This is a genomic window from Streptomyces sp. NPDC102258, assembly GCF_055584685.1.
The window spans coordinates 84282-105721 of sequence record NZ_JBVJLO010000007.1 but is presented as its reverse complement, the minus strand read 5'-3'; the positions used below and the strand labels follow the sequence as shown (position 1 = coordinate 105721).

Here is a 21440-nt window from a genome sequence, read left to right as displayed (position 1 = left end):
CGGGGCGGGGGCGGCTGCCCGGACGGGCTACAGCGCCTTGCCGACCAGCAGGCCGTCGCCGGCCACGTCGACGCGGACGGTGTCGCCGTCCTTGACCTCGCCGGAGAGGATCTCCCGGGCCAGGCGGTCGCCGATCGCCGTCTGGATCAGGCGGCGCAGCGGGCGGGCTCCGTACGCCGGGTCGTTGCCCTCGTCGGCCAGCCAGGCCAGGGCCGCGGGCGTGACGTCCAGGGTCAGGCGGCGGTCGGCCAGGCGCTTGGCGAGGCGGCCGATCTGGAGCTCCGCGATGTGCGCCAGCTCGTCGCGGGTGAGGGCGGAGAAGACGACCAGGTCGTCGAGGCGGTTGAGGAACTCCGGCTTGAAGCTCGCCCGGACCACCTCCAGGACGCGGGCCTTCTTGTCCTCGGCGGAGACCGCCGGGTCCACCAGGTACTGGCTGCCCAGGTTCGAGGTCAGGATCAGGATGGTGTTGCGGAAGTCCACGGTGCGGCCCTGGCCGTCCGTGAGGCGGCCGTCGTCGAGGACCTGGAGCAGGATGTCGAAGACCTCGGGGTGGGCCTTTTCGACCTCGTCCAGCAGCACGACGGAGTACGGGCGGCGCCGGACGGCCTCGGTGAGCTGGCCGCCCTCCTCGTAGCCGACGTACCCGGGCGGGGCGCCGACGAGGCGGGCCACGCTGTGCTTCTCGGAGTACTCCGACATGTCGATGCGGACCATGGCCCGCTCGTCGTCGAAGAGGAAGTCCGCGAGGGCCTTCGCCAGCTCGGTCTTGCCGACGCCGGTCGGTCCGAGGAAGAGGAACGAGCCGGTCGGCCGGTCCGGGTCGGCGATGCCGGCGCGGGTGCGGCGCACGGCGTCGGAGACGGCGCGTACGGCCTCGCCCTGGCCGATCAGGCGCCGGCCCAGCTCCTCCTCCATGCGCAGCAGCTTCTGCGTCTCGCCCTCCAGCAGCCGGCCCGCCGGGATGCCGGTCCAGGCGCCGACCACGTCGGCGATGTCGTCCGGGCCGACCTCGTCCTTGACCATGCTGTCCTTGGCGGCGGCTCCGCCCGCCTTGGAGGCCTCCTCCTCCTCGGTGGCCTCGGCCAGCTCGCGCTCCAGGGCCGGGATCTCCCCGTACAGCAGCTTGGAGGCGGAGTCGAAGTCCCCGTCGCGCTGGGCGCGCTCGGCCTGGCCGCGCAGGTCGTCCAGGCGCTCCTTGAGCTCGCCGACGCGGTTGAGGGACTGCTTCTCCTTCTCCCAGCGGGCGGTGAGGCCGCGCAGCTCCTCCTCCCGGTCCGCGAGGTCCTTGCGGAGCTTGTCGAGGCGCTCGCGGGAGGCGGCGTCCGATTCGTTCTTGAGGGCCAGCTCCTCCATCCGCAGGCGGTCGACGGAGCGCTGGAGCTCGTCGATCTCGACCGGCGAGGAGTCGATCTCCATGCGGAGGCGGGAGGCGGCCTCGTCGACGAGGTCGATGGCCTTGTCGGGCAGGAAGCGGGAGGTGATGTACCGGTCGGAGAGGGTGGCGGCGGCGACGAGCGCGCTGTCGTTGATGACGACCTTGTGGTGGGCCTCGTAACGGCCCTTGAGCCCGCGCAGGATCGCGATGGTGTCCTCGACGGACGGCTCGGCGACCAGCACCTGCTGGAAGCGGCGCTCCAGCGCCGGGTCCTTCTCGATGCGCTCGCGGTACTCGTCGAGGGTGGTCGCGCCGACCATCCGCAGTTCGCCGCGGGCCAGCATGGGCTTGAGCATGTTGCCCGCGTCCATGGCGGAGTCCCCGCCGGCGCCCGCGCCGACGACGGTGTGCAGCTCGTCGATGAAGGTGATGATCTGGCCCTCGCTGGCCTTGATCTCCGCCAGGACGGTCTTGAGGCGCTCCTCGAACTCGCCGCGGTACTTCGCGCCGGCGACCATCGCGCCGAGGTCGAGCGAGACGAGCCGCTTGTTCTTCAGCGACTCGGGGACGTCGCCCTTGACGATGCGCTGGGCCAGGCCCTCGACGACGGCGGTCTTGCCGACGCCGGGCTCGCCGATGAGCACCGGGTTGTTCTTCGTACGGCGTGAAAGTACCTGGACAACGCGCCGGATCTCGTGGTCGCGGCCGATGACGGGGTCGAGCTTGCCCTCGCGGGCGGCTGCCGTGAAGTCCGTGCCGAACTTCTCCAGGGCCTTGTACTGGCCCTCGGGATCGGGGGTGGTCACCCGCCGTCCTCCTCGTGCGTTCTCGAAGGCGGCCAGCAGCTTCTTCGCGGTCGCGCCCTGGGCGGAAAGGACCTCACCGGCGGCTCCGCCCTTGGCGGCGGTGGCGATGAGGAGGTGTTCGGTGGAGAGGTAGTCGTCGCCGAGCTTGCCGGCCTCGGCGTCGGCCTCGGCCAGTACGGCGAGCAGCTCCCGGGTGGGCTGCGGGGGCGCGACCGTGGAGCCGGTGACGCTGGGCAGCGCGGCGAGCAGCTTCTCCGCTCCGGCCCGGACGGCGGCCTGGTCGGCGTCGGCCGCGGCGAGCAGGTCGGTGACGTTCTCGTTGTCCTCGCCGGCGAGCAGCGCCAGCAGCAGGTGGGCGGGGGTCAGGTCGGCGTGGCCGTCCTTGACGGCCCTGCTGGTGGCCGCGTTCAGGGCGTCGCGGCTCTTGTTGGTCAGCTCGGCGTCCACTCTCGGGTCTCCTCTCCGGCGGGGGCACGGTGTCACGGTGTGCGCGGGGTTTCGCGGCGCTACCGGCTAAGTCTGACAGTTTCAGCGTACGCAAAGTTGAGTCTATTCCACTCAAGGCCGTTCCAGGGCCCTCCGCGTACGCTTCGCCGCATGTCCCATGACGTACTCCACCCGACGCCCGAGTACCTCGCCTTCTGGCGGGAACGGCACGTCTGCACCCTGACCACCCCGCGGCCGGACGGCACGCCGCACGTGGTACCGGTGGGCGTGACCTACGACCCGCAGGCGGGGCTGGCGCGGGTGATCAGCAACAAGCACAGCAAGAAGGTGCGCAACGTCCTGGCGGCGCCGGACGGCACGGCGCGGGTGGCGGTCTGCCAGATGCAGGGTCGGCGCTGGGCGACGCTGGAGGGGCGCGCGGTGGTGCGTACGGACGAGGCGTCGGTCGCCGACGCGGTGGCGCGCTACGCGGAGCGCTACGGACGCACGCCCTCGCCCAATCCCGACCGGGTGGTCCTGGAGATCACCCTGGACCGGGCGATGGGCCGGGCCTGACGGCGCCGGACGACGGCCGGCCCGCGGGTGGAGCCGCCCGCGGCGGTGATTGTCCGGTTCAACCACTGGACGCGGACATCACAACGGCGCCATCGTGGTCAGGTCCACGATGGCGCCGTTGTGTGGGGGAAGCACCTGGGGCGATCTGCAACGACGGGGGAATCGCCTCAGGCACTGCGGGGGGTGGCGGCGGTGATATCGGGTTCGAAGAGCTGGTGGTCGCGCTGATCGAGGTTGACGAAGACCATGCCGTAGCGGACCTCGCAGCGGACGGGCTGCGGTGCGCCCCGGGGGCGGCGCAGACAGCGGTAGGCGCGGACGTCTTCGTCCTCCTCGCGCACGACGACGATCGGCTGGCCGAACAGGGTGACCATCAGCGAGTCGCCCGTGTAGGGGATGGCGGTCGCAAGGTCGATGAACTGCCAGCCGGACCGGTAGGCGGAAGCCATCTCACGTCGGAAGTCGCGGTCGTCGGGGGTCATCAGGCGGCCGTCACGGGCGCGGTGTTCCAGCCGCTGTCGGACTGGACGGTCGGCACGACGTTCCAACCGCTGTCGAGCTCACCGTCCGCCACGGTGTTCCAGCCGCTGTCCGCCTTGCCGGCCGGCCTGGCGTTCGTACCGCTGTCCGTCGGCGCGACGTTCCAACCGCTGTCGGCCAGAGCACCCCCCGCGTCGCCGTTGACAGCGCCGACTGCCCCAAAGACCGCAACAGCGGAGAAAACAACGGCAAGCGCCGAGCGAAGCATTCTCTTGTACATGGTCGGCTTCGTCCTCACTTGATGGAATCCTCTCCCCCGCATGTCAGACCATGGCTCATTCAGGCACGTTACGGCCACAGGGACGATGCATCATGTTCTTGCATGTTCAGGACCCTGGGGGGTGGAGATTTGCCCATAAGCGACACAAACCCGACACATCCCCACCCCGTGACGGCGATGTGCGACGAGGGGGCCCGGCTCTACGCGGCGGCGCTGAGCACCGGACGGGTACCGCGCAGCGAGGTGGAAAACGTTCCCTGCCTGCTGGAATTCGCTCTGCTGCGTCCCGACCCGGATGACGCGAACCAGCTCCGCGCGGTTCCGCCCGCCGTCGCACTGGCGCAGCGCCTCCACCCGCTGGAGCGCGAGATCCAGGACCGGCGGCGCAGTGCGATCGACCTTACCGACGCATTCGAGCCGTTCCTGACCATCAGCGCGCAGAACCCCGCCAACACCCACGCCATCACCGTGCTGGAGGGGTTCGACCAGATCAACGCGGCCCTGGACCTGGCGACGGCCGAGTGCCACACGGAGATGCTGACGGTCCAGCCGGGCGGCGCCCGCCCCTCCTACGCCCTCAGCGAGGCCCTGGAGCGCGACGCCCCGCTGATCGACCGCGGGGTCAGCATCCGCACGCTCTACCAGCACACCGCCCGGCACAGCCAGGGCACGCTCGCCTACGTGGACCGGATCTCCGCGGGCAAGGTGGAGATCCGCACCCTGGAGGAGCTGATCGAGCGGCTCATCGTCTTCGACCGCACGGTGGCCTTCATCCCGGTCAGCGACGACCGGCGGGTGGCGCTGGAGCTGCGCCATCCCGGGCTGGTCGACTACCTGATCAAGGTGTTCGAGCAGCTGTGGCGGCGGGCCGTGCCGCTCAGCGACGAGGTCACGTACACGCACATGCCCGACGGGATCTCCGGCGTCCAGCGCTCCATCGCCCAGCTGCTGATCGAGGGGCACGTGGACGAGGCCATCGCGCGCCGGCTGGGGATGAACGTACGGACCTGCCGCGCCCACATCGCCCGGCTGGCCACCGCCCTGGGCAGCGGCAGCAGGGCCCAGCTGGGCTATCTCATCGCCCAGTCCGGCATCCTGCACACCGAGGGCCCCCCGGACCTTCCGGAGGCCTGAGAGGGCCGCACAGGGCCTCGGACACCCCCCGTACGTACGAAGGCCCCGCCCGGGATTCCGGGCGGGGCCTTCGTACGTACGGGAGGGGGCGCGCGTCAGTCCAGCGGGCGCTTGGGGCGCCAGACGACCAGCGCGTTGCCCGGCTGCGGCGGCTGGTACGGGACCAGGTCGCGCCGGTAGGAGGCGTGCACCTGGGCCTCGCGGGCCTTGAGGGCGGCGGCCGCCCCGTCCACCGCGCTGGACAGCTCGGCGACGCGCTGCTGGAGCGCGGCCACCTGGTTCTCCAGCTCGATGATCCGCTTGATTCCCGCCAGATTGATGCCCTCGTCCTGGGACAGCGCCTGCACCGTGCGGAGCAGTTCGATGTCCCGGGCGGAGTAGCGCCGGCCGCGGCCGGCCGTGCGGTCCGGGGAGACCAGGCCGAGCCGGTCGTACTGGCGGAGGGTCTGCGGATGCAGGCCCGAGAGCTGGGCGGCCACCGAGATCACGTAGACCGGGGTCTCGTCGGTCAGCTGGTAGGCACCACTGCCGAAACGGGTCTGTCGTCGACGGCCGTCCATGTCATGCTCCCTTCGCGGACTCGAACAGCAGGGCGCGCGGGTCCTCGGACCCCACCGCGTCGCGATACGTCTCCAGGGCCTCGCGGGCCTTGTCGGACAGGTCCGTCGGCACCGCCACCTCCACCGTGACGAGCAGGTCGCCGCGGGTGCCGTCCTTGCGGAGGGCGCCCTTGCCGCGGGCCCGCATCGTACGGCCGCCGGGGGTGCCCGGGGGGAGTTTCAGCGTGACCGCCGGACCGTTCAGGGTCGGCACCTTGATGTCGGCGCCCAGCGCGGCCTCCGTGAAGGTCACCGGGACCGTCACCGTGAGGTTGTCGCCCTTGCGGCCGAACACCGGGTGGCTGTCCACGCGGACGACCACGTAGAGGTCGCCCGCCGGGCCGCCGCGCTCGCCGGGAGCGCCCTTGCCGCGCAGCCGGATCCGCTGGCCGTCGGAGACGCCCGCCGGGATGCGGACCTGCATGGTCCGCGAGCTGCGGGCCCGCCCGCTGCCCTTGCAGACGTCACAGGGGGTCTCCGCGATCAGGCCGCGGCCCTTGCAGTCCGCGCAGGGGTCGGTCAGCGAGAAGCCGCCGCCGCTGCCGCGGGACACCTGGCCGGTGCCGACGCAGGTCGGGCACACCCGGGGGGTGCCGTTCTTGTCGCCGGTGCCGGAACAGGCCTTGCAGGGGGCCTGCGAGGACATCCGCAGCGGGACGGTCGCGCCGTCCACCGCCTCCGTGAAGGAGAGCGTCACCTCGGACTCGACGTCCTGGCCGCGGCGCGGCTGGGCACGGGTCCCCGCGCCCGGGCCGGCGCCCCGGTTGAACAGGCCGCCGAAGACGTCGCCGAGGCCGCCGCCGAAGCCGCCGGCTCCCGCGCCGCCCCCGCCCTGGGCGCCCCCGAAGAGGTCGCCCAGGTCGAAGTTGAAGGAGCCGCCGGCCCCGCCCGGACCGGGGCGGAAGCCGCCGTTGCCGAACAGGGCGCGGGCCTCGTCGTACTCCTTGCGCTTCTTGGCGTCGCCGAGGACGTCGTTCGCCTCGGAGATCTCCTTGAAGCGCTCCTCGGCCGCGGCGTCGCCCTTGTTGGCGTCCGGGTGGAACTCGCGCGCGAGCTTCCGGTACGCCTTCTTGATCTCGGCCTCGGTGGCGTCCTTCGGGACACCGAGGACCTTGTAGTAGTCCTTCTCGACGAAGTCCTTCGTGCTCATCCCCGGTGGCCCTCCTCTCGGTTCCCTACGTGTGTCGCGTCAGCCCTTTTCGGGGTCATCCTGGTCCTTGTCGGACGGCTTCTCGCCCTCCGCCGACTCGGACTTGGCGGCGGGCGCCGCGCCCGGCTGGGGCTCGGCGACCGCGACCCGCGCGGGGCGGATCGTACGCTCGCCGATCCGGTACCCCGGCTGCAGGATCGCCACGCAGGTGTCCTCGGTGACGTCCGGCGCGTACGAGTGCATCAGGGCCTCGTGGATCGTCGGGTCGAAGGGCTCGCCCTCCTTGCCGAACTGCTGCAGGCCCATCTTGGCCGCCGCCGTCTCCAGCGACTCGGCCACCGACTTGAAGCCGCCGACCAGTTCGCCGTGCTCGCGCGCCCGGCCGATGTCGTCCAGGGTCGGCAGGAGCTCCGTCAGGAGGTTCGCGACCGCGACCTCCTTGACGGCGATCCGGTCCCGCTCCACGCGGCGGCGGTAGTTCTGGTACTCCGCCTGGAGCCGCTGGAGGTCCGCGGTGCGCTCACCGAGCGCGGTACGGGCCTGGTCCAGCTGCGCCAGCAGAGCCGTCTCCTGGCCCCCGGCCTGTGCTGCTGCGGAGTCCCCGGCCGGGGCCGCGGCCTCCTCCTTGTCGGAGGGGGCGGCGGCCTTCGGCTCGGCGGCGTCGTCGGGCGTGCCGTCGGCGGGGACTTCGGGCTTCTCGTCGAAGCCCGGGGTCTCCTCCGGCATCAGGCAGCGCCGCCCTTCGGCTTCTCGTCGTCCACGATCTCGGCGTCGACGACGTCGTCGTCGGCGGCCTTGGCCTGGCCCGCGTCACCGGCGCCGGCGGCGCCGCCCTGGGCGGCCTGGGCGTCGGCGTAGATGGCCTGGCCCAGCTTCTGGCTGATCGCGGCGAGCTTCTCGGTCGAGGTGCGGATCTCCGCGGTGTCCTCGCCCTTCAGCTTCTCCTTGAGCTCGGTGATCGCCGTCTCGACCTCGGTCTTGACGTCGGCCGGGACCTTGTCCGCGTTCTCCGAGAGGAACTTCTCCGTCTGGTAGACGAGCTGCTCACCCTGGTTGCGGGACTCGGCGGCCTCCTTGCGGCGCAGGTCCTCGTCCGCGTACTGCTCCGCCTCCTGGCGCATGCGGTCGACCTCGTCCTTGCCGAGCGAAGAGCCGCCGGTGACGGTCATCTTCTGCTCCTTGCCGGTGCCGAGGTCCTTCGCCGTCACGTGCATGATGCCGTTGGCGTCGATGTCGAAGGAGACCTCGATCTGCGGGACGCCGCGGGGCGCCGGCGGCAGACCGGTCAGCTCGAACATGCCGAGCTTCTTGTTGTACGCCGCGATCTCGCGCTCGCCCTGGTAGACCTGGATCTGCACGGACGGCTGGTTGTCCTCGGCCGTCGTGAAGATCTCGGACCGCTTGGTCGGGATCGTGGTGTTGCGCTCGATGAGCTTGGTCATGATGCCGCCCTTGGTCTCGATGCCGAGGGACAGCGGGGTCACGTCGAGGAGCAGGACGTCCTTGACCTCACCCTTGAGCACACCGGCCTGGAGGGTGGCGCCGATGGCGACGACCTCGTCCGGGTTGACGCCCTTGTTGGCGTCCTGACCGCCGGTGAGCTCCTTGACGAGCTCGGCGACGGCCGGCATGCGGGTGGAGCCGCCGACCAGGACCACGTGGTCGATCTCGGACAGCTGGATGCCGGCGTCCTTGATGACGTTGTGGAACGGGGTCTTGCAGCGGTCGAGCAGGTCCGCGGTGAGCTGCTGGAACTGCGAGCGCGTGAGCTTCTCGTCCAGGTGCAGCGGGCCCTCGGCGGAGGCCGTGATGTACGGCAGGTTGATCGTGGTCTCCGTGGAGGAGGACAGCTCGATCTTCGCCTTCTCGGCGGCCTCGCGCAGACGCTGGAGCGCCATCTTGTCCTTGGACAGGTCGACGCCGTGGCCGTTCTGGAACTGCTTCACCAGGTAGTCGACGACGCGCTGGTCCCAGTCGTCGCCACCGAGGTGGTTGTCACCGTTGGTGGCCTTCACCTCGACGACGCCGTCGCCGATCTCCAGGAGCGACACGTCGAAGGTGCCGCCACCGAGGTCGAAGACGAGAATGGTCTGGTCGTCCTTGTCGAGACCGTAGGCCAGGGCGGCGGCGGTCGGCTCGTTGACGATGCGCAGGACGTTCAGACCCGCGATCTCACCGGCCTCCTTCGTCGCCTGACGCTCGGAGTCGTTGAAGTAGGCCGGGACGGTGATGACCGCGTCCGTGACCTTCTCGCCCAGGTACGCCTCGGCGTCGCGCTTCAGCTTCTGCAGGATGAAGGCGCTCATCTGCTGCGGGTTGAAGTCCTTGCCATCCAGGTTGATCTTCCAGTCAGTGCCCATGTGGCGCTTGACGGAGCGGATGGTCCGGTCCACGTTCGTGACCGCCTGGCGCTTGGCCACCTCGCCGACGAGGACCTCGCCGTTCTTGGCGAAGGCGACGACGGACGGCGTGGTCCTGGCGCCCTCGGCGTTGGTGATGACGGTGGGCTCTCCGCCTTCCAGAACGCTGACGACGGAGTTAGTGGTGCCCAGGTCGATGCCGACCGCACGTGCCATTTCGATTCCTCCAGCTGACTTGAGTGCAACGGACTCAAGGATGCCCGAAGGCGGCGCACGCGTCAACAGAGGTGAGTCGAGTCCGCTCAACCTTTAGGTGCGCCTTACGCTCATGCCTGGGGCCGGTCCGGTGGCGTTACGGCGGCCCGGGGCCCGTCGGCGGCCGCACCGCCGCGCCCGAACGGGTCACCCCGGCCGCGCGCCACCCCCGCACCGCCGGAGGCATCCGGCACGGTGCTGGCATGCCCCAGCTGCTCACACTCCCCCGCCCCCTCCCCCGGCCGCGGCTGCGCCCCTGGCCGGCCAAGCGGGTGTTCGACCTGGCCGGCGCGCTGGCCCTGCTGACGGTGTGCGCCCTGCCGGTGCTGCTCGCCGCCGCCCTGCTGTACGCGACCGGCCGCGCGGGTGTCCTCGTACGCGAACCGGCGCTCGGCCTCGGCGGGCGCCCCTTCCGCACCTGGCGGCTGCGCACGCAGGACGCCGGATGGGCCGGCGAGGCGGTGGAGCGGTGCGCCCTGGACGCGCTGCCGCAGCTGGTCAACGTGGTGCGCGGGGAGATGTCGCTGGTCGGCCCGCGTCCGGACGCCCGGCCGGGCCGGCCCGAACGCTTGCACGTACGTCCTGGAATGACCGGATTGTGGCAGGTCAGCGCGCGTTCGGACCTCCCCTGGGAGGAGATGGCGCTGCTGGACCGGCACTATGTGGAGAGCCATTGGCTGGGGATGGATCTCGCGATCCTCGCGCAGACGCCTCGGGCGGCCTACCGACAGAGGCATGCCTGAGCGACACAGATCACCGCTCGCTCACCTACATTGCGGCGCGGGAACTGGGTAACCTCAAGCCTTGACTCAATAAGTTACCGCTTAGTAAGTCCCGCCCGAGGAGCCCCTCCATGCAACTCGCCGCGATCATCGTGTCGCTGGTCCTGACCGTGGTCGGCGTCGCGCTGCTCGCCCGAGCCGTGGCCCAGATCTATCGGTTCGTGAAGATCGGCCAGCCCGTACCGGCGGGCAGCCGCACGGACCGTCCGAAGGAACGAACGCTCACCCTGGTCCGGGAGTTCCTCGGCCACAGCCGGATGAACCGCTGGGGCATCGTCGGCTTCGCCCACTGGTTCGTGGCCATCGGCTTCCTGACGCTGCCGCCGACGCTGGTGCAGGCGTACGGCCAGCTCTTCCAGGCGGACTGGCTGCTGCCGATCGTCGGCGACTTCCTGCCCTTCGAGATGTACACCGAGTTCATCGGCGTCATGACGGTCGTGGGCATCGTCATCCTGATGGCGATCCGGCTGCTCAACCTTCCCTCGCGGGCCGGTCGCAAGTCGCGCTTCGCGGGCTCGAAGGCCTGGCAGGCGTACTTCGTCGAGTACGTCATCCTCACCATCGGCCTCGCCATCCTCGCCCTGCGCGGCCTGGAGGGCGCGATCCACCACGTGGACGCGTACGAGCCGGCGTACTTCGCCTCGTACCCGCTGGTGCTGGCCTTCAAGTCGCTCTCGCTCGGCACCCTGCAGAACGCCATCTACTTCACCGCGATGGTCAAGATCAGCGTCTCGCTGATCTGGATGATCACGGTCTCGCTCAACACCAACATGGGTGTGGCCTGGCACCGCTTCCTCGGCTTCCCGAACATCTGGTTCAAGCGGAACGCGGACGGTTCGACGGCCCTCGGCGCGCTCCAGCCGATGACCAGCGGCGGCAAGGAGATCGACTTCGAGGACCCGGGCGAGGACGACGTCTTCGGCGTCTCCCAGGTCGAGCAGTTCTCCTGGAAGGGCATCCTCGACTTCTCCACCTGCACCGAGTGCGGCCGCTGCCAGTCGCAGTGCCCCGCCTGGAACACCGGCAAGCCGCTGTCGCCGAAGCTCCTGATCATGTCGCTGCGCGACCACGCGCACGCCAAGGCCCCGTACCTGCTCGCGGGCGGCGGCAAGGACATGGAGGGCAACGAGAAGGCCACGGCGGAGCAGCTCGCCGGGGTCCCCGCCGCCGCCCTCGCGGAGGCCGAGCGCCCGCTGATCGGCACCGCCGAGGAGAACGGCGTCATCGACCCGGACGTGCTGTGGTCCTGCACGACCTGCGGCGCGTGCGTGGAGCAGTGCCCGGTCGACATCGAGCACATCGACCACATCGTCGACATGCGGCGCTACCAGGTGATGATCGAGAGCGCGTTCCCGTCGGAGGCGGGCACGATGCTCAAGAACCTGGAGAAGAAGGGCAACCCCTGGGGCCTGGCCAAGAAGCAGCGCGTGGAGTGGACGAAGGAGGTCGACTTCGAGGTCCCGATCATCGGGAAGGACGCGGAGGACCTCTCGGAGTTCGACTACCTGTACTGGGTCGGCTGCGCGGGCGCGCTGGAGGACCGGGCGAAGAAGACCACGAAGGCCTTCGCGGAGCTGCTGAACATCGCGGGCGTCAAGTTCGCGATCATGGGCGGCGACGAGAAGTGCACGGGTGACTCGCCGCGCCGCCTGGGCAACGAGCCGCTGTTCCAGCAGCTGGCCCAGGAGAACGTGGCCATGCTGAACATGGCCTTCGGCGAGGACGACGAGGACGCGGCGACGAAGAAGCCGAAGTCGGCGAAGCGGATCGTCTCGACCTGCCCGCACTGCTTCAACACCATCGCGAACGAGTACCCGCAGCTGGGCGGCGAGTACGAGGTCATCCACCACACGCAGCTGCTCCAGCACCTGATCGACGAGGGCCGGCTGACGCCGGTGACGCCGGTCGACGGGCTGATCACGTACCACGACCCCTGCTACCTGGGCCGGCACAACAAGGTCTACACGCCGCCGCGCGAGATCATGTCGGCCGTGCCGGGGCTGCGCCAGCAGGAGATGCACCGCCACAAGGAGCGGGGCTTCTGCTGTGGCGCGGGCGGCGCGCGGATGTGGATGGAGGAGCGGATCGGCAAGCGCATCAACAACGAGCGCGTCGACGAGGCCCTGTCCCTGAACCCGGACATCGTGTCGACGGCGTGCCCGTTCTGCCTGGTGATGCTGACCGACTCGGTGAACGGCAAGAAGAACGACGGCCAGGCGAAGGAATCCGTCCAGGTCGTGGACGTGGCGCAGCTGCTGCTGGAATCGGTGAAGACCCCGGAACCGACGGAGGCCGAACTCGCGGCTGCCGCTGCCGCTGCCGCTCAGGAGGAGGAGGCAGCGGAGGCTGCGAAGGCGAAGGCCGACGCGGAGGCCGCTGCCGCTGCGAAGGCGAAGGCGGACGCGGAGGCCGCTGCCGCTGCGAAGGTGAAGGCCGACAAGGAAGCCACCGCCAAGGCCGAAGCCGAAGCGAAGGCCGCCGAACCGAAGCCGGAAGCCGAGGTTCCGGCCGCCGAGCCGAAGGCGGAGGCCCCGACGGCCGAGCCGAAGACCGAGGCCCCGGCCGCCCAGCCGAAGGCCGGAGCTCCGGCCGCCGAGGCGAAGGCCGGAGTTCCGACGGCCGAGCCGAAGGCCAAGGACTCGACGGCCGAGCCGAAGGCGGAGGCACCGGCTGCCGAGGCGGAAGCCGAGGCCGTCGCTGTGACCGAGCCGAAGGTTCCGGCGAAGCCCGCGAGCGAGGTTCCGGCCGCCGCGAAGCCGGTAACCCCGGCCGAGGCTCCGGCGGAGCCGGAGCCCGAGGCCTCCGCCGAGGCCAAGGACGAGGCCCCGGCGGAGTCTGCGGCCAAGGCAGCCACCGAGGCAGACACCACGGCAGACGCCAAGACCGGCACCACGGCCGACGGTGACGAGCCGAAGGACGGTGGTGGTGGCCCCGCCGCCGAGACGAAGGCCGAGGCCGAGGGCGCCAAGTAGGCGGCGCCCCAGCCCACTGCCCGATACACACAGGAACGGCCGGTCCCCCGCCAGGGGGGCCGGCCGTTCCCGCGTCCGCGGCACCCCGCAACCCGCTGCGCAGCAGCCCCGCACGGCCCACCCCGACTCCCCCTAGGGGATGTCACAGCTCAGCCGCAAAGCCCCCCACTTCCGGCGGCCCGGCCCCCGAACCCCCGCGGAGCAGGTACTTTCGATCACGTGGCTGGATTCAGGATCGGACGCGGCCGGGACAACAACCGCACCCCGCAACAACCCCCGCACACCCCGCGGCAGCAGCCGTACGGTCAGCGGCAGGCGCCCCAGGTGCCCCCGCAGGCGCCGTACGGCCGTCAGCCCTACCCGCCCGCCGGGCCACCCCCGCAGCAGCACTGGCCGCAGCAGGGCGGCGGCCCCGGGGACCACGGCGAGCCCGAGTACTTCGACCCCTACGGCCGGCCGCCGCAGCCGCAGGACCCGTACGGGGACGCGTACACGGCTCCGCACGAGACCTCGTACGCGAACAACCCGGGGCACACCCAGGCCTTCTCCGTCCACGAGGACCCGTACGGCCAGGGCGCGACCTACCAGGCCGGCGCGGCGGCGGCCGCCCCCGTCGGGCCGCGACTGCCCTGGAAGGAACTCCTGCGCGGCATCGTGATGCGCCCCGGGCCGACCTTCCTCCAGATGCGCGACTACGCCGTGTGGGGCCCCGCGCTGATCGTGACCTTCCTCTACGGGATGTTCGCGGTCTTCGGCTTCGACAAGGCCCGCGAGGACGCCATCAAGGCGACCCTCACCCAGGCGGTCCCGATCGTCCTCAGCACCGGCGTCGCCTTCGTCATCTGCGGCCTGATCCTGGGCGCAGTCACCCACACGCTCGCCCGCCAGCTCGGTGGCGACGGCGCCTGGCAGCCGACGGTCGGCCTGTCGATGCTGGTCATGTCGCTGACGGACGCCCCGCGCCTGCTCTTCGCGATCTTCCTGGGCGGCGACAACATGCTCGTCCAGATCCTGGGCTGGGCCACCTGGCTGGCGGCTGGCGCGCTCTTCACCTCGCTGGTCAGCAAGTCGCACGACCTGCCGTGGCAGAAGGCGCTCGGCGCGTCCGCGATCCAGCTGGTAGCCCTGCTGTCCCTCCTCAAGCTGGGCACGCTCTAGCCGCCGGCCACCCCCGCACACACGCAGAGGGCCCCCCGCACAACGCGGTGGGCCCTCTGCCGCTACCGGTACTCGCGTACGGTCAGGCGTCGAGAACCTGTCCCTCACGCCGCACCACGGGCGGCTCGACCGACCACGGGAAGTTGATCCAGTCGTCGGTCTTCTTCCACACGTACTCGCACTTCACGAGCGAGTGGGACTTCTCGTAGATCACGGCCGAACGCACCTCGGCGACGTGCCCGAGACAGAAGTCGTGCACCAGCTTGAGCGTCTTACCGGTGTCGGCGACGTCGTCGGCGATCAGCACCTTCTTGTCGGTGAAGTCGATCGCCTCGGGCACCGGGGCCAGCATGACGGGCATTTCGAGCGTGGTGCCCACACCGGTGTAGAACTCCACGTTGACCAGGTGGATGTTCTTGCAGTCGAGCGCGTACGCCAGACCGCCGGCCACGAACACGCCGCCGCGGGCGATGCTCAGGATGATGTCCGGCTCGTAGCCGTCGTCTGCGATCGTCTGCGCCAGCTCGCGGACGGCGCGTCCGAACCCCTCGTAGTCGAGGTTCTCGCGTACTGCGTCAGTCATGCGTCGTGCCTCACCTGGGTGCGGTGGAAGTTCTGGAAGGAGCGCGAGGCGGTCGGCCCGCGCTGCCCCTGGTAACGGGACTCGTACCGCTCACTGCCGTACGGGAACTCCGCGGGCGAGCTGAGCCGGAACAGGCACAGCTGGCCGATCTTCATCCCCGGCCACAGCTTGATCGGCAGGGTGGCGAGGTTCGACAGTTCCAGGGTCACGTGGCCCGAGAACCCCGGGTCGATGAACCCGGCGGTCGAATGCGTCACCAGACCCAGCCGGCCCAGGCTGGACTTCCCCTCCAGACGGGAGGCGATGTCCTCGGGCAGCGAGATGACCTCGTACGTCGAGGCGAGCACGAACTCGCCCGGGTGCAGGATGAAGGCCTCGTCCCCGTCGGGCTCGACCATGCGGGTCAGGTCGGGCTGCTCGATGGCGGGGTCGATGTGCGCGTAGCGGTGATTCTCGAAGACCCGGAAGAACCGGTCGAGGCGCACGTCGATGCTGGAGGGCTGCACCATCGACTCGTCGAACGGGTCAATGCGAACCCGTCCGCTGTCGATCTCGGCCCGGATGTCTTTGTCGGAGAGAAGCACGTCCCGAGGATACGCAGAGCGCGCGGACCACCCCAATCGGAGCGACGCCCGCGCGCCCGGCCCACCACCTACCGCTTACCGCTTGGCGCCGCCGCCCACCGGCACCGCGTGCCGCAACCGCGCGCACCGCGGACACCGCAACAGCCGCCCGGGCCCGATCCGGCCGGCACCGAGGTGCTGCAACGGGAACGAGGCGGTGCTGAATACATGCCCTTCGGCACAACGGACGACTGTGTGCTCCATCGAGTCCCTTTCCCCAACGAGCCGTACTGCGATGAATCGCCACATTAGGGGATGATCGGGACCCACTCCAGCCACCACTCCGCCCCCACGCTACGCCCCAACTCCCGCTCCCCCGCCCCCTCCTACCACCCGGGCCCGGAGCCCCACCACCCGGGGGAATTCACCGGGGGTCGATCATGGGGTACAGTGTGCAACGGTACGGCTCCAGGACACTGGACCGCAGTGCGGATGTAGTTTAATGGTAGAACATGAGCTTCCCAAGCTTATAGCGCGGGTTCGATTCCCGTCATCCGCTCTTGAACGAAGCCCCAGGTCAGCGACCTGGGGCTTCTTCGTTGTCCAGACCTTGATCCAGCCTTCGAGTGCGGCCTTGAGGTCATCGACCGAGCAGAACACTCCGCGCTCCAGACAACGTCGCTCCAGCTCGGCGAACCACCGCTCGACCTGGTTGATCCACGACGAGTACGTGGGCGCGAAGTGCAGCTGGAAGCGCGGGTGCGCGAGCAGCCACTTGTGCACCACGGGTGCCTTGTGGGCGGAGAGGTTGTCGCAGATCACGTGGACTACCAGGCCCCTGTCGGTCTGGCGGTCGATCTCGTCGAGGAAGTCACGGAAGTCCACGGCCCGGTGCTGGGCGGACAGTTTCGTGATGCCCAGGGTGCGGAGCACCACCTCTTCCACCTGGGCGTCGGTGATGGTCCGCGGCACCCCGGGCCTCGGCTCGGCCGCGAGGCCGTCTGGCCGGTGACGCAGGGACCGGCTCCGCCACTTGGCGACGGTGCCCTGGTTCGCGCCGAGGCGGGCGGCGACCGCCAGGTTCGGCCCGCCCTCCGCACACGCCAGCACGATCCTCGCCCGCAGGGCCAGTCCCCGCGCGGTAGTCCGGCGCTTGACCCAGTTGGTCAACACCTGCCGCTCGGCCTCACTCAGGACCAGCGGCTCCAGCCTGCTGTCCCCCATGGACAACAGCACAGCGAAGCCGACCAGCACCCGTCAGCCAAACCCGCGAACTGGTACGCAAAGCGACTCACGTGTTGAGGAAGCACCTCACCACCAGCTCACTAGCCCCCGCCCAGCAGGGCTTCGAAGCCCGCCTTCAGGTCCTCCTTCAGGTCGTCCAGCCCCTCGAAGCCGACATGCACCCGGACCAGCGGCCCGCGTCCTGCCCAGGTGCCCGGGAGGCGGTGGGAGACCGGGTCGGCGGGCACGATGAGGCTCTCGTAGCCGCCGTAGCTGTGGCCGAGGCCGAAGACCCGCAGCCGGTTGAGCATCGCGTCGACGGCCGACTTGCCGAAGCGCGGCTCCAGTTCCACCCCGAACAGTCCCGCCGCGCCGGTGAAGTCGCGGCGCCACAGGTCGTGTCCGGGGTCCTCGGGCAGCCCCGGATGCAGGACGGCCGCCACGCCGTCCTGCTCGGCAGCCCAGCGGGCCAGCTCCAGTCCCTGGTCCTGGTGCCGGCCCAGCCGTAGGTTCAGGGTGCGCAACCCGCGCAGGCCCAGGTAGACGTCGTCGGCGCTCGCGCACTGGCCGAGGCGGATGGCCGCGCCCCGGATGACCGGGTAACTCTCCTCCGTGCAGACGATCGCGCCGAGGATGCTGTCCGCGTGCCCAGTCAGGTACTTGGTCGCGGAGTGCACCACCGCGTCCACGCCCGCGCCCAGCGCCAGCGGCCGGCAGAAGGCGGGCGTGGCCCAGGTGTTGTCCGCGATGGTGGCCACCCCCCGGGCCCGGCAGACGGCGGTGATCGCCGGGATGTCCTGCACGTCGAAGGTGGTCGAGCCCGGGGACTCCAGGTAGAGCAGCCGGGTCCGGGGGCGGATCAGCTCCTCGATCGCGGCTCCGCCCGCGCACGGGTCGTAGTACTCGGTCTCCACTCCCAGCGCGGCGAGCGAGTCGCAGAACTTCCGTGTCGGCAGGTAGACGGAGTCGCTGACGAGGATGTGGTCGCCGGCCCGGACGTAGGCGAGGAACGCCGTGGTGATCGCCGAGAGGCCGGAGCAGGTCGCCACCGCCGCGTGGCCGCCCTCCAGTTCGGTCAGCGCCTCCTCGAAGGCGCGGCCGGTGGGGGTGCCGAAGCGGCCGTAGACCGGGGTGCCGCGCTTGAGCGGGTCCGCCTGGGAGGCGTCCATCTCGGCCATGTCCTGGTAGAGGACGGTGGAGGCGCGGTGCACGGGCGGGTTGACGTAGCCGCCCTGCCGACGCGGGTCAAAGCCGGCGTGGACGAACCGCGTCTCCCGCGAGGGGGTGGACTCGTTCACCGGGCCACCGCCTGTCCGGTCCCCGCCTGTCCGGTCCCCGCCGGTTCGGGCAGCGGCAGTTCGGGCACGGCGGGCCGTCGGCCGCCACCCAGCAGCATGGCGAGAAGCGCCGCGCCCGCGCACTGTGCGGCCACCACCAGCCAGAACGTGTCCAGATCGCCGACGGCTTCGTAGTGGGCGAAGACGAATCCGCCGACGATGCCGGCGAGGAGTCCGCCGATGCCGGCGGTCAGCCGCTGAACGCCGAAGGCGAAGGCGGGGTTGCCCGGCACACGGTCGACGAGTTCCAGGTCGCAGCGCAGGAAGAGGAATATCTCGCCGAGGGTGAACAGAGCGGTGCCGGCCAGCAGGGCCGGAGTGCCGCCGAGGGCCATGGCCGCCATGCCGAGGGCCATCAGGGCGAACGAGCCGACCACCAGCAGGCGGTAGTCGGCGCGCGCGATGCGGTCGGCGCATACCGGTTGGATCAGCACCACCATGGCGCAGTTGAGCAGCATCACCCAGGCGAGGACCTGAATGTTGGTCACCCCGGCCGCGTACAGGCCCATGAAGCTCTGGAAGAAGAAGTAGAGGTAGAAGGCGAGGGCGGTGAAGAGGACCGGGCGGAGCGCGCCGCGCAGCGCCGCCCGTTTCCCGGTGGCCCCGTCGGTTCCGGTCGCCGCCGGGGCCGCGGCCGGCCGACGCTCGACCGGCTTCAGGGCAGCCTGGTGGGCCGCGGTGATCAGTGCGAAGAGCCCGGCCAGACCGATGAGCAGCAGTACCGGGTCGGCCTCGATCAGCAGCGCGGCGAGCAGCGGCCCGAGCCCCATGCCCGCGTTGAGGGCGGCGCTGCTCACCCCGAGGAAGAGCGGGCGCAGTGTGTCTGAGACGCTGGTGACGATGTACGCCTTGTTCGCCGGGAGGTACAGCGCCGGACCGCCCGCTACGAGGACAACGGCCGGGTACGCGACCCAGGGCACCTTGACGGCCAGGCCGAGCAGGACCAGGCCGACCGTGCGCAGGGTGAGCGCGAGCACCATGGTCCGCTTGAGCCCGGCCCGGTCGACGACCGGGCCGCCGAGGATGCTGCCGCCGAACTGGATGAAGGTGGCCACCGCCACCAGGATGCCGGCCACCCGGATGTCCAGGCCGACGGCCTTGACCAGGAGCACCCCGATGAACGGGGTGACCATGTAGCTGCCGAGGGCGACGACGAAGGACAGGCCGATCAAGGCCTTGAGGCCGGTCGGCAGACCGGTGAAGGTCTGCCATTTTGCGGTGAGCCCGCCGCGACGGCGTCCCCCGGTCATGGTGAGCTCTCGCCGGCCGCCGCGCCGGTGGCCACCGGCCGGTCGGAGGGCAGGCCCCACTCGCTCCACGAGCCGTCGTACACGGCGAGGTCACGGTAGCCGGCCAGGGTGGCCCCGAGCGCGAGGACGCAGGCGGTGACCCCGGAGCCGCAACTGAAGTACAACTGCTCGCGGTCCCCCACCGCCGCCTCGAACGCCGTGCGCAGCTCGTCCGCCGACCGCATCACGCCGCCGTCCCGCTGGAGCTCTGCGAAGGGCAGGCTGACGGAACCCGGCATGTGGCCGCCGCGCAGGCCCGGGCGCGGCTCGGGCGCGGTGCCGGCGTACCGCTCGCGGGTGCGTGCGTCGAGGACGGCGGCGGCCGGGTCGGCGAGGGCGGCGGTGACGGCGTCGGCGTCCACGATCAGGCCGGTCCGGAGCCGGGCGGTGAAGGTGCCGCGCGGGCCGTCGTACGCGGCGGGTACGGGCTCGACCGGGTGGCCGGCCGCGGTCCAGGCGGGCAGGCCGCCGTCGAGGACGGCGACCCGGTCGAAGCCCATGGCGCGCAGCATCCACCAGGCGCGGGCGCTGGAGTAGATGCCCTGTGCGTCGTAGACGACGACCGTGTCGGTGTCGTGCACACCGAGCGCGCGCAGGGCCTCGGTGAACTCCTGGGCGCCGTGCATGGTGTGCGGCACGGCGGAGGTGTGGTCGGACAGTTCCCCGTCGAGGTCGAAGGGCCGGGCCCCGGGGATGCGCGCGGCCGCGCCCCGGTGGGCGCCGACGGAGGCGTCGAAGAGGACTACGCCCGCCCCACGCCGCGCGGCCAGCCAGTCGGCGCCGACGAGCGGGCCGGGCAGTCCGGCGGCAGCGGTGGTGGATGTCGTCGCGCTCATGCGTTACCTCCGGAGGAATCGGCGGGCAGCCACCGGGTGTTGTCGGAGAACCAGGCCGCCACACGTTCGAGATTGGCTGCCACATCCTCCTCCGTGTCCCCATCGACCACGTAGCCGGCCAGGAACAGCCCAGACTTGACCCCGCCGTGGAACTCCTGGCCGGCCGCCCCGGTCAGCATCACCTCGCGGACGCACCCGGGCTGCTCGGCGCCGGTCCCGGCCGCCGGCAGCTGCTCCAGAACCCCGTTCTGCGGCGGGACGCACAGCGCCCCGGCGGGCCGGTACACAGGGGTGCCGAGCGTCGAGGGCAGGCCGCACTCCGCGTACAGCCACTCCTTGTCCAGGTCGAACCCGAACGCGTGCCGGACCATCGCGCTGATCATGCCGCCGCCGGTGCGGCTGGCGATCTCGCAGAAGACCAGCCGGTCGTCGGGCGTGATCCAGAACTCGGCGTGGAAGGCGGTCTGCGGCGGGGTCGGCAGCTCCGCGAGGACCGCACGCGCCGCCTTGACCAGCCGTTCGTACGACGGCTCCTGCACGGTGAGCGGGAGGTTGGCCACCCAGTCGTTGTCCCGGAAGGACAGGCAATCGTTGAGGTAGCGGAAGGGGTGGACGAAGACCACTTCGCCGCCCGCCACCAACCCGTCCACGTGGTACATCTGGCCGGGCACGAACACCTCGATCTCGCTGGTCCCCCGCCACGGGCTGGCCAGGTACGCGTCCAGCTCCGCCTCATCGCGGATGATCGCCGCGCCCAGCGAGCCCGACTCGGACACCGGCTTGATCACGACCGGGTAGCCGTGCTCGGCGACGAAGTCGAGGGCGGTGTACGCCGAGTCGATCCGCCGGAAGGCGGGGACGTCGACGGGGCCGCCCGCGAGATGGTCCTTCATGACCACCTTGTCGCGGAAGGCGAGCGCGCTCGCGGTGTGCTGGCCCGGCAGGCCGAGCAGCTCCCGCAGTTGGGCGGCCCGTACGACGTCGGCCTCGGCGCGGGCGAAGACCGCGTCGACAGCGAATTCGCGGGCCAGGCGCAGCGCGGTCTTCTCGACCAGCTGGTTGGTGTCGTACGCGTCGAAGGCGTGCACGTGCGGGAGGTGGGAGTAGCCCGCCGCGTACTCCGTCGCGGTCACGATCACCGGGACGATCCCCGAGCCGGCCAGCCACTGGTCGTACGGGGTCTTGGCGTAGGGCGTCTTGGCGAAGACGAGGATGTGGCGCATCGGGCGCATCGCGGCGGTCTTCCTCTCGG

Annotated in this window: 17 protein-coding genes, 1 tRNA gene and 2 pseudogenes; 6 read left to right on the top strand and 14 right to left on the bottom strand. The window is 70.8% G+C overall.

The window, feature by feature from the left end:
* Nucleotides 1-27: 27 nt before the first annotated feature.
* A complete protein-coding gene (gene clpB, locus ACZ6ZT_RS14205) occupies nt 28-2631 on the bottom strand; it encodes an ATP-dependent chaperone ClpB (RefSeq protein ID WP_469719303.1) in 2604 nt (867 codons plus the stop codon).
* A 150-nt stretch (nt 2632-2781) separates the two neighbouring features.
* On the opposite strand from clpB, the gene ACZ6ZT_RS14200 reads away from it, so the two are divergent.
* Nucleotides 2782-3186, top strand: a complete 405-nt coding sequence (locus tag ACZ6ZT_RS14200) for a pyridoxamine 5'-phosphate oxidase family protein (protein WP_469719300.1) — start codon at nt 2782-2784, stop codon at nt 3184-3186.
* Between the two features lie 167 nt (nt 3187-3353).
* On the opposite strand, the gene ACZ6ZT_RS14195 is transcribed toward ACZ6ZT_RS14200, so the two are convergent.
* Entirely contained in the window at nt 3354-3668 is a 315-nt protein-coding gene (locus ACZ6ZT_RS14195; RefSeq protein WP_362125672.1) for a (2Fe-2S)-binding protein, read from the bottom strand.
* A complete protein-coding gene (locus tag ACZ6ZT_RS14190) occupies nt 3668-3946 on the bottom strand; it encodes a hypothetical protein (RefSeq protein ID WP_469719297.1) in 279 nt (92 codons plus the stop codon). Before ACZ6ZT_RS14190 ends, ACZ6ZT_RS14195 begins: the two co-directional genes overlap by 1 nt.
* Nucleotides 3947-4048: 102 nt before the next feature.
* On the opposite strand from ACZ6ZT_RS14190, the gene ACZ6ZT_RS14185 reads away from it, so the two are divergent.
* The gene (locus tag ACZ6ZT_RS14185) at nt 4049-5080 is read left to right on the top strand and encodes a helix-turn-helix transcriptional regulator (RefSeq protein ID WP_469719295.1); all 1032 of its coding nucleotides are present in this window, start codon (nt 4049-4051) and stop codon (nt 5078-5080) included.
* A gap of 95 nt (nt 5081-5175) precedes the next feature.
* On the opposite strand, the gene ACZ6ZT_RS14180 is transcribed toward ACZ6ZT_RS14185, so the two are convergent.
* The 4 genes from ACZ6ZT_RS14180 to dnaK are packed head-to-tail and all read right to left on the bottom strand — an operon-like array spanning nt 5176 to nt 9405.
* A complete protein-coding gene (locus ACZ6ZT_RS14180) occupies nt 5176-5640 on the bottom strand; it encodes a heat shock protein transcriptional repressor HspR (RefSeq protein WP_469719291.1) in 465 nt (154 codons plus the stop codon).
* Nucleotide 5641: 1 nt separating this feature from the next.
* Entirely contained in the window at nt 5642-6829 is a 1188-nt protein-coding gene (gene dnaJ, locus ACZ6ZT_RS14175) for a molecular chaperone DnaJ (protein WP_469719289.1), read from the bottom strand.
* A 39-nt stretch (nt 6830-6868) separates the two neighbouring features.
* Nucleotides 6869-7555: a nucleotide exchange factor GrpE gene (grpE, locus tag ACZ6ZT_RS14170; RefSeq protein WP_469719287.1), complete on the bottom strand. Its 687-nt coding sequence runs from the start codon at nt 7553-7555 to the stop codon at nt 6869-6871.
* Nucleotides 7555-9405: a molecular chaperone DnaK gene (gene dnaK, locus ACZ6ZT_RS14165; RefSeq protein WP_469719285.1), complete on the bottom strand. Its 1851-nt coding sequence runs from the start codon at nt 9403-9405 to the stop codon at nt 7555-7557. The genes grpE and dnaK overlap by 1 nt, the downstream gene beginning before the upstream one ends.
* A 242-nt stretch (nt 9406-9647) precedes the next feature.
* Between dnaK and ACZ6ZT_RS14160 the strand changes: the two genes are divergently transcribed.
* The 3 genes and pseudogenes from ACZ6ZT_RS14160 (at nt 9648) to ACZ6ZT_RS14150 (ending at nt 14356) form a co-directional block, all read left to right on the top strand.
* Entirely contained in the window at nt 9648-10187 is a 540-nt protein-coding gene (locus ACZ6ZT_RS14160) for a sugar transferase (protein ID WP_469719283.1), read from the top strand.
* Nucleotides 10188-10297: 110 nt separating this feature from the next.
* Nucleotides 10298-12514: pseudogene (locus ACZ6ZT_RS14155) on the top strand (heterodisulfide reductase-related iron-sulfur binding cluster); the annotation flags it as partial.
* Between the two features lie 903 nt (nt 12515-13417).
* Nucleotides 13418-14356, top strand: a complete 939-nt coding sequence (locus tag ACZ6ZT_RS14150) for a Yip1 family protein (RefSeq protein WP_469719280.1) — start codon at nt 13418-13420, stop codon at nt 14354-14356.
* A gap of 82 nt (nt 14357-14438) precedes the next feature.
* On the opposite strand, the gene ACZ6ZT_RS14145 is transcribed toward ACZ6ZT_RS14150, so the two are convergent.
* Both ACZ6ZT_RS14145 and dcd read right to left on the bottom strand, forming a co-directional pair.
* On the bottom strand, nt 14439-14939 hold the full coding sequence (locus ACZ6ZT_RS14145; RefSeq protein ID WP_469719278.1) for a phosphoribosyltransferase: 501 nt from the start codon (nt 14937-14939) through the stop codon (nt 14439-14441).
* Entirely contained in the window at nt 14936-15523 is a 588-nt protein-coding gene (gene dcd / locus ACZ6ZT_RS14140) for a dCTP deaminase (RefSeq protein WP_469719276.1), read from the bottom strand. The genes ACZ6ZT_RS14145 and dcd overlap by 4 nt, the downstream gene beginning before the upstream one ends.
* A 467-nt stretch (nt 15524-15990) precedes the next feature.
* Here dcd and ACZ6ZT_RS14135 point away from each other — a divergent pair.
* Nucleotides 15991-16061 (top strand) — tRNA-Gly (locus ACZ6ZT_RS14135).
* Between the two features lie 23 nt (nt 16062-16084).
* On the opposite strand, the pseudogene ACZ6ZT_RS14130 reads toward ACZ6ZT_RS14135, so the two are convergent.
* From ACZ6ZT_RS14130 to ACZ6ZT_RS14110, 5 genes and pseudogenes are all read right to left on the bottom strand, one after another.
* Nucleotides 16085-16726 (bottom strand): annotated as a pseudogene (locus ACZ6ZT_RS14130) (transposase); the annotation flags it as partial.
* A gap of 101 nt (nt 16727-16827) precedes the next feature.
* A complete protein-coding gene (metC, locus tag ACZ6ZT_RS14125; protein ID WP_469719274.1) occupies nt 16828-18024 on the bottom strand; it encodes a cystathionine beta-lyase in 1197 nt (398 codons plus the stop codon).
* Nucleotides 18021-19313 carry an MFS transporter gene (locus ACZ6ZT_RS14120; RefSeq protein ID WP_469719272.1) on the bottom strand — a complete coding sequence of 431 codons (1293 nt, stop codon included), beginning with the start codon at nt 19311-19313 and terminating at the stop codon, nt 18021-18023. The genes metC and ACZ6ZT_RS14120 overlap by 4 nt, the downstream gene beginning before the upstream one ends.
* Complete coding sequence (locus ACZ6ZT_RS14115; protein WP_469719269.1) at nt 19310-20188, bottom strand: sulfurtransferase; 879 nt, start codon at nt 20186-20188, stop codon at nt 19310-19312. Before ACZ6ZT_RS14115 ends, ACZ6ZT_RS14120 begins: the two co-directional genes overlap by 4 nt.
* On the bottom strand, nt 20185-21420 hold the full coding sequence (locus ACZ6ZT_RS14110; RefSeq protein ID WP_469719266.1) for an ATP-grasp domain-containing protein: 1236 nt from the start codon (nt 21418-21420) through the stop codon (nt 20185-20187). Before ACZ6ZT_RS14110 ends, ACZ6ZT_RS14115 begins: the two co-directional genes overlap by 4 nt.
* Between the last annotated feature and the right edge of the window lie 20 nt (nt 21421-21440).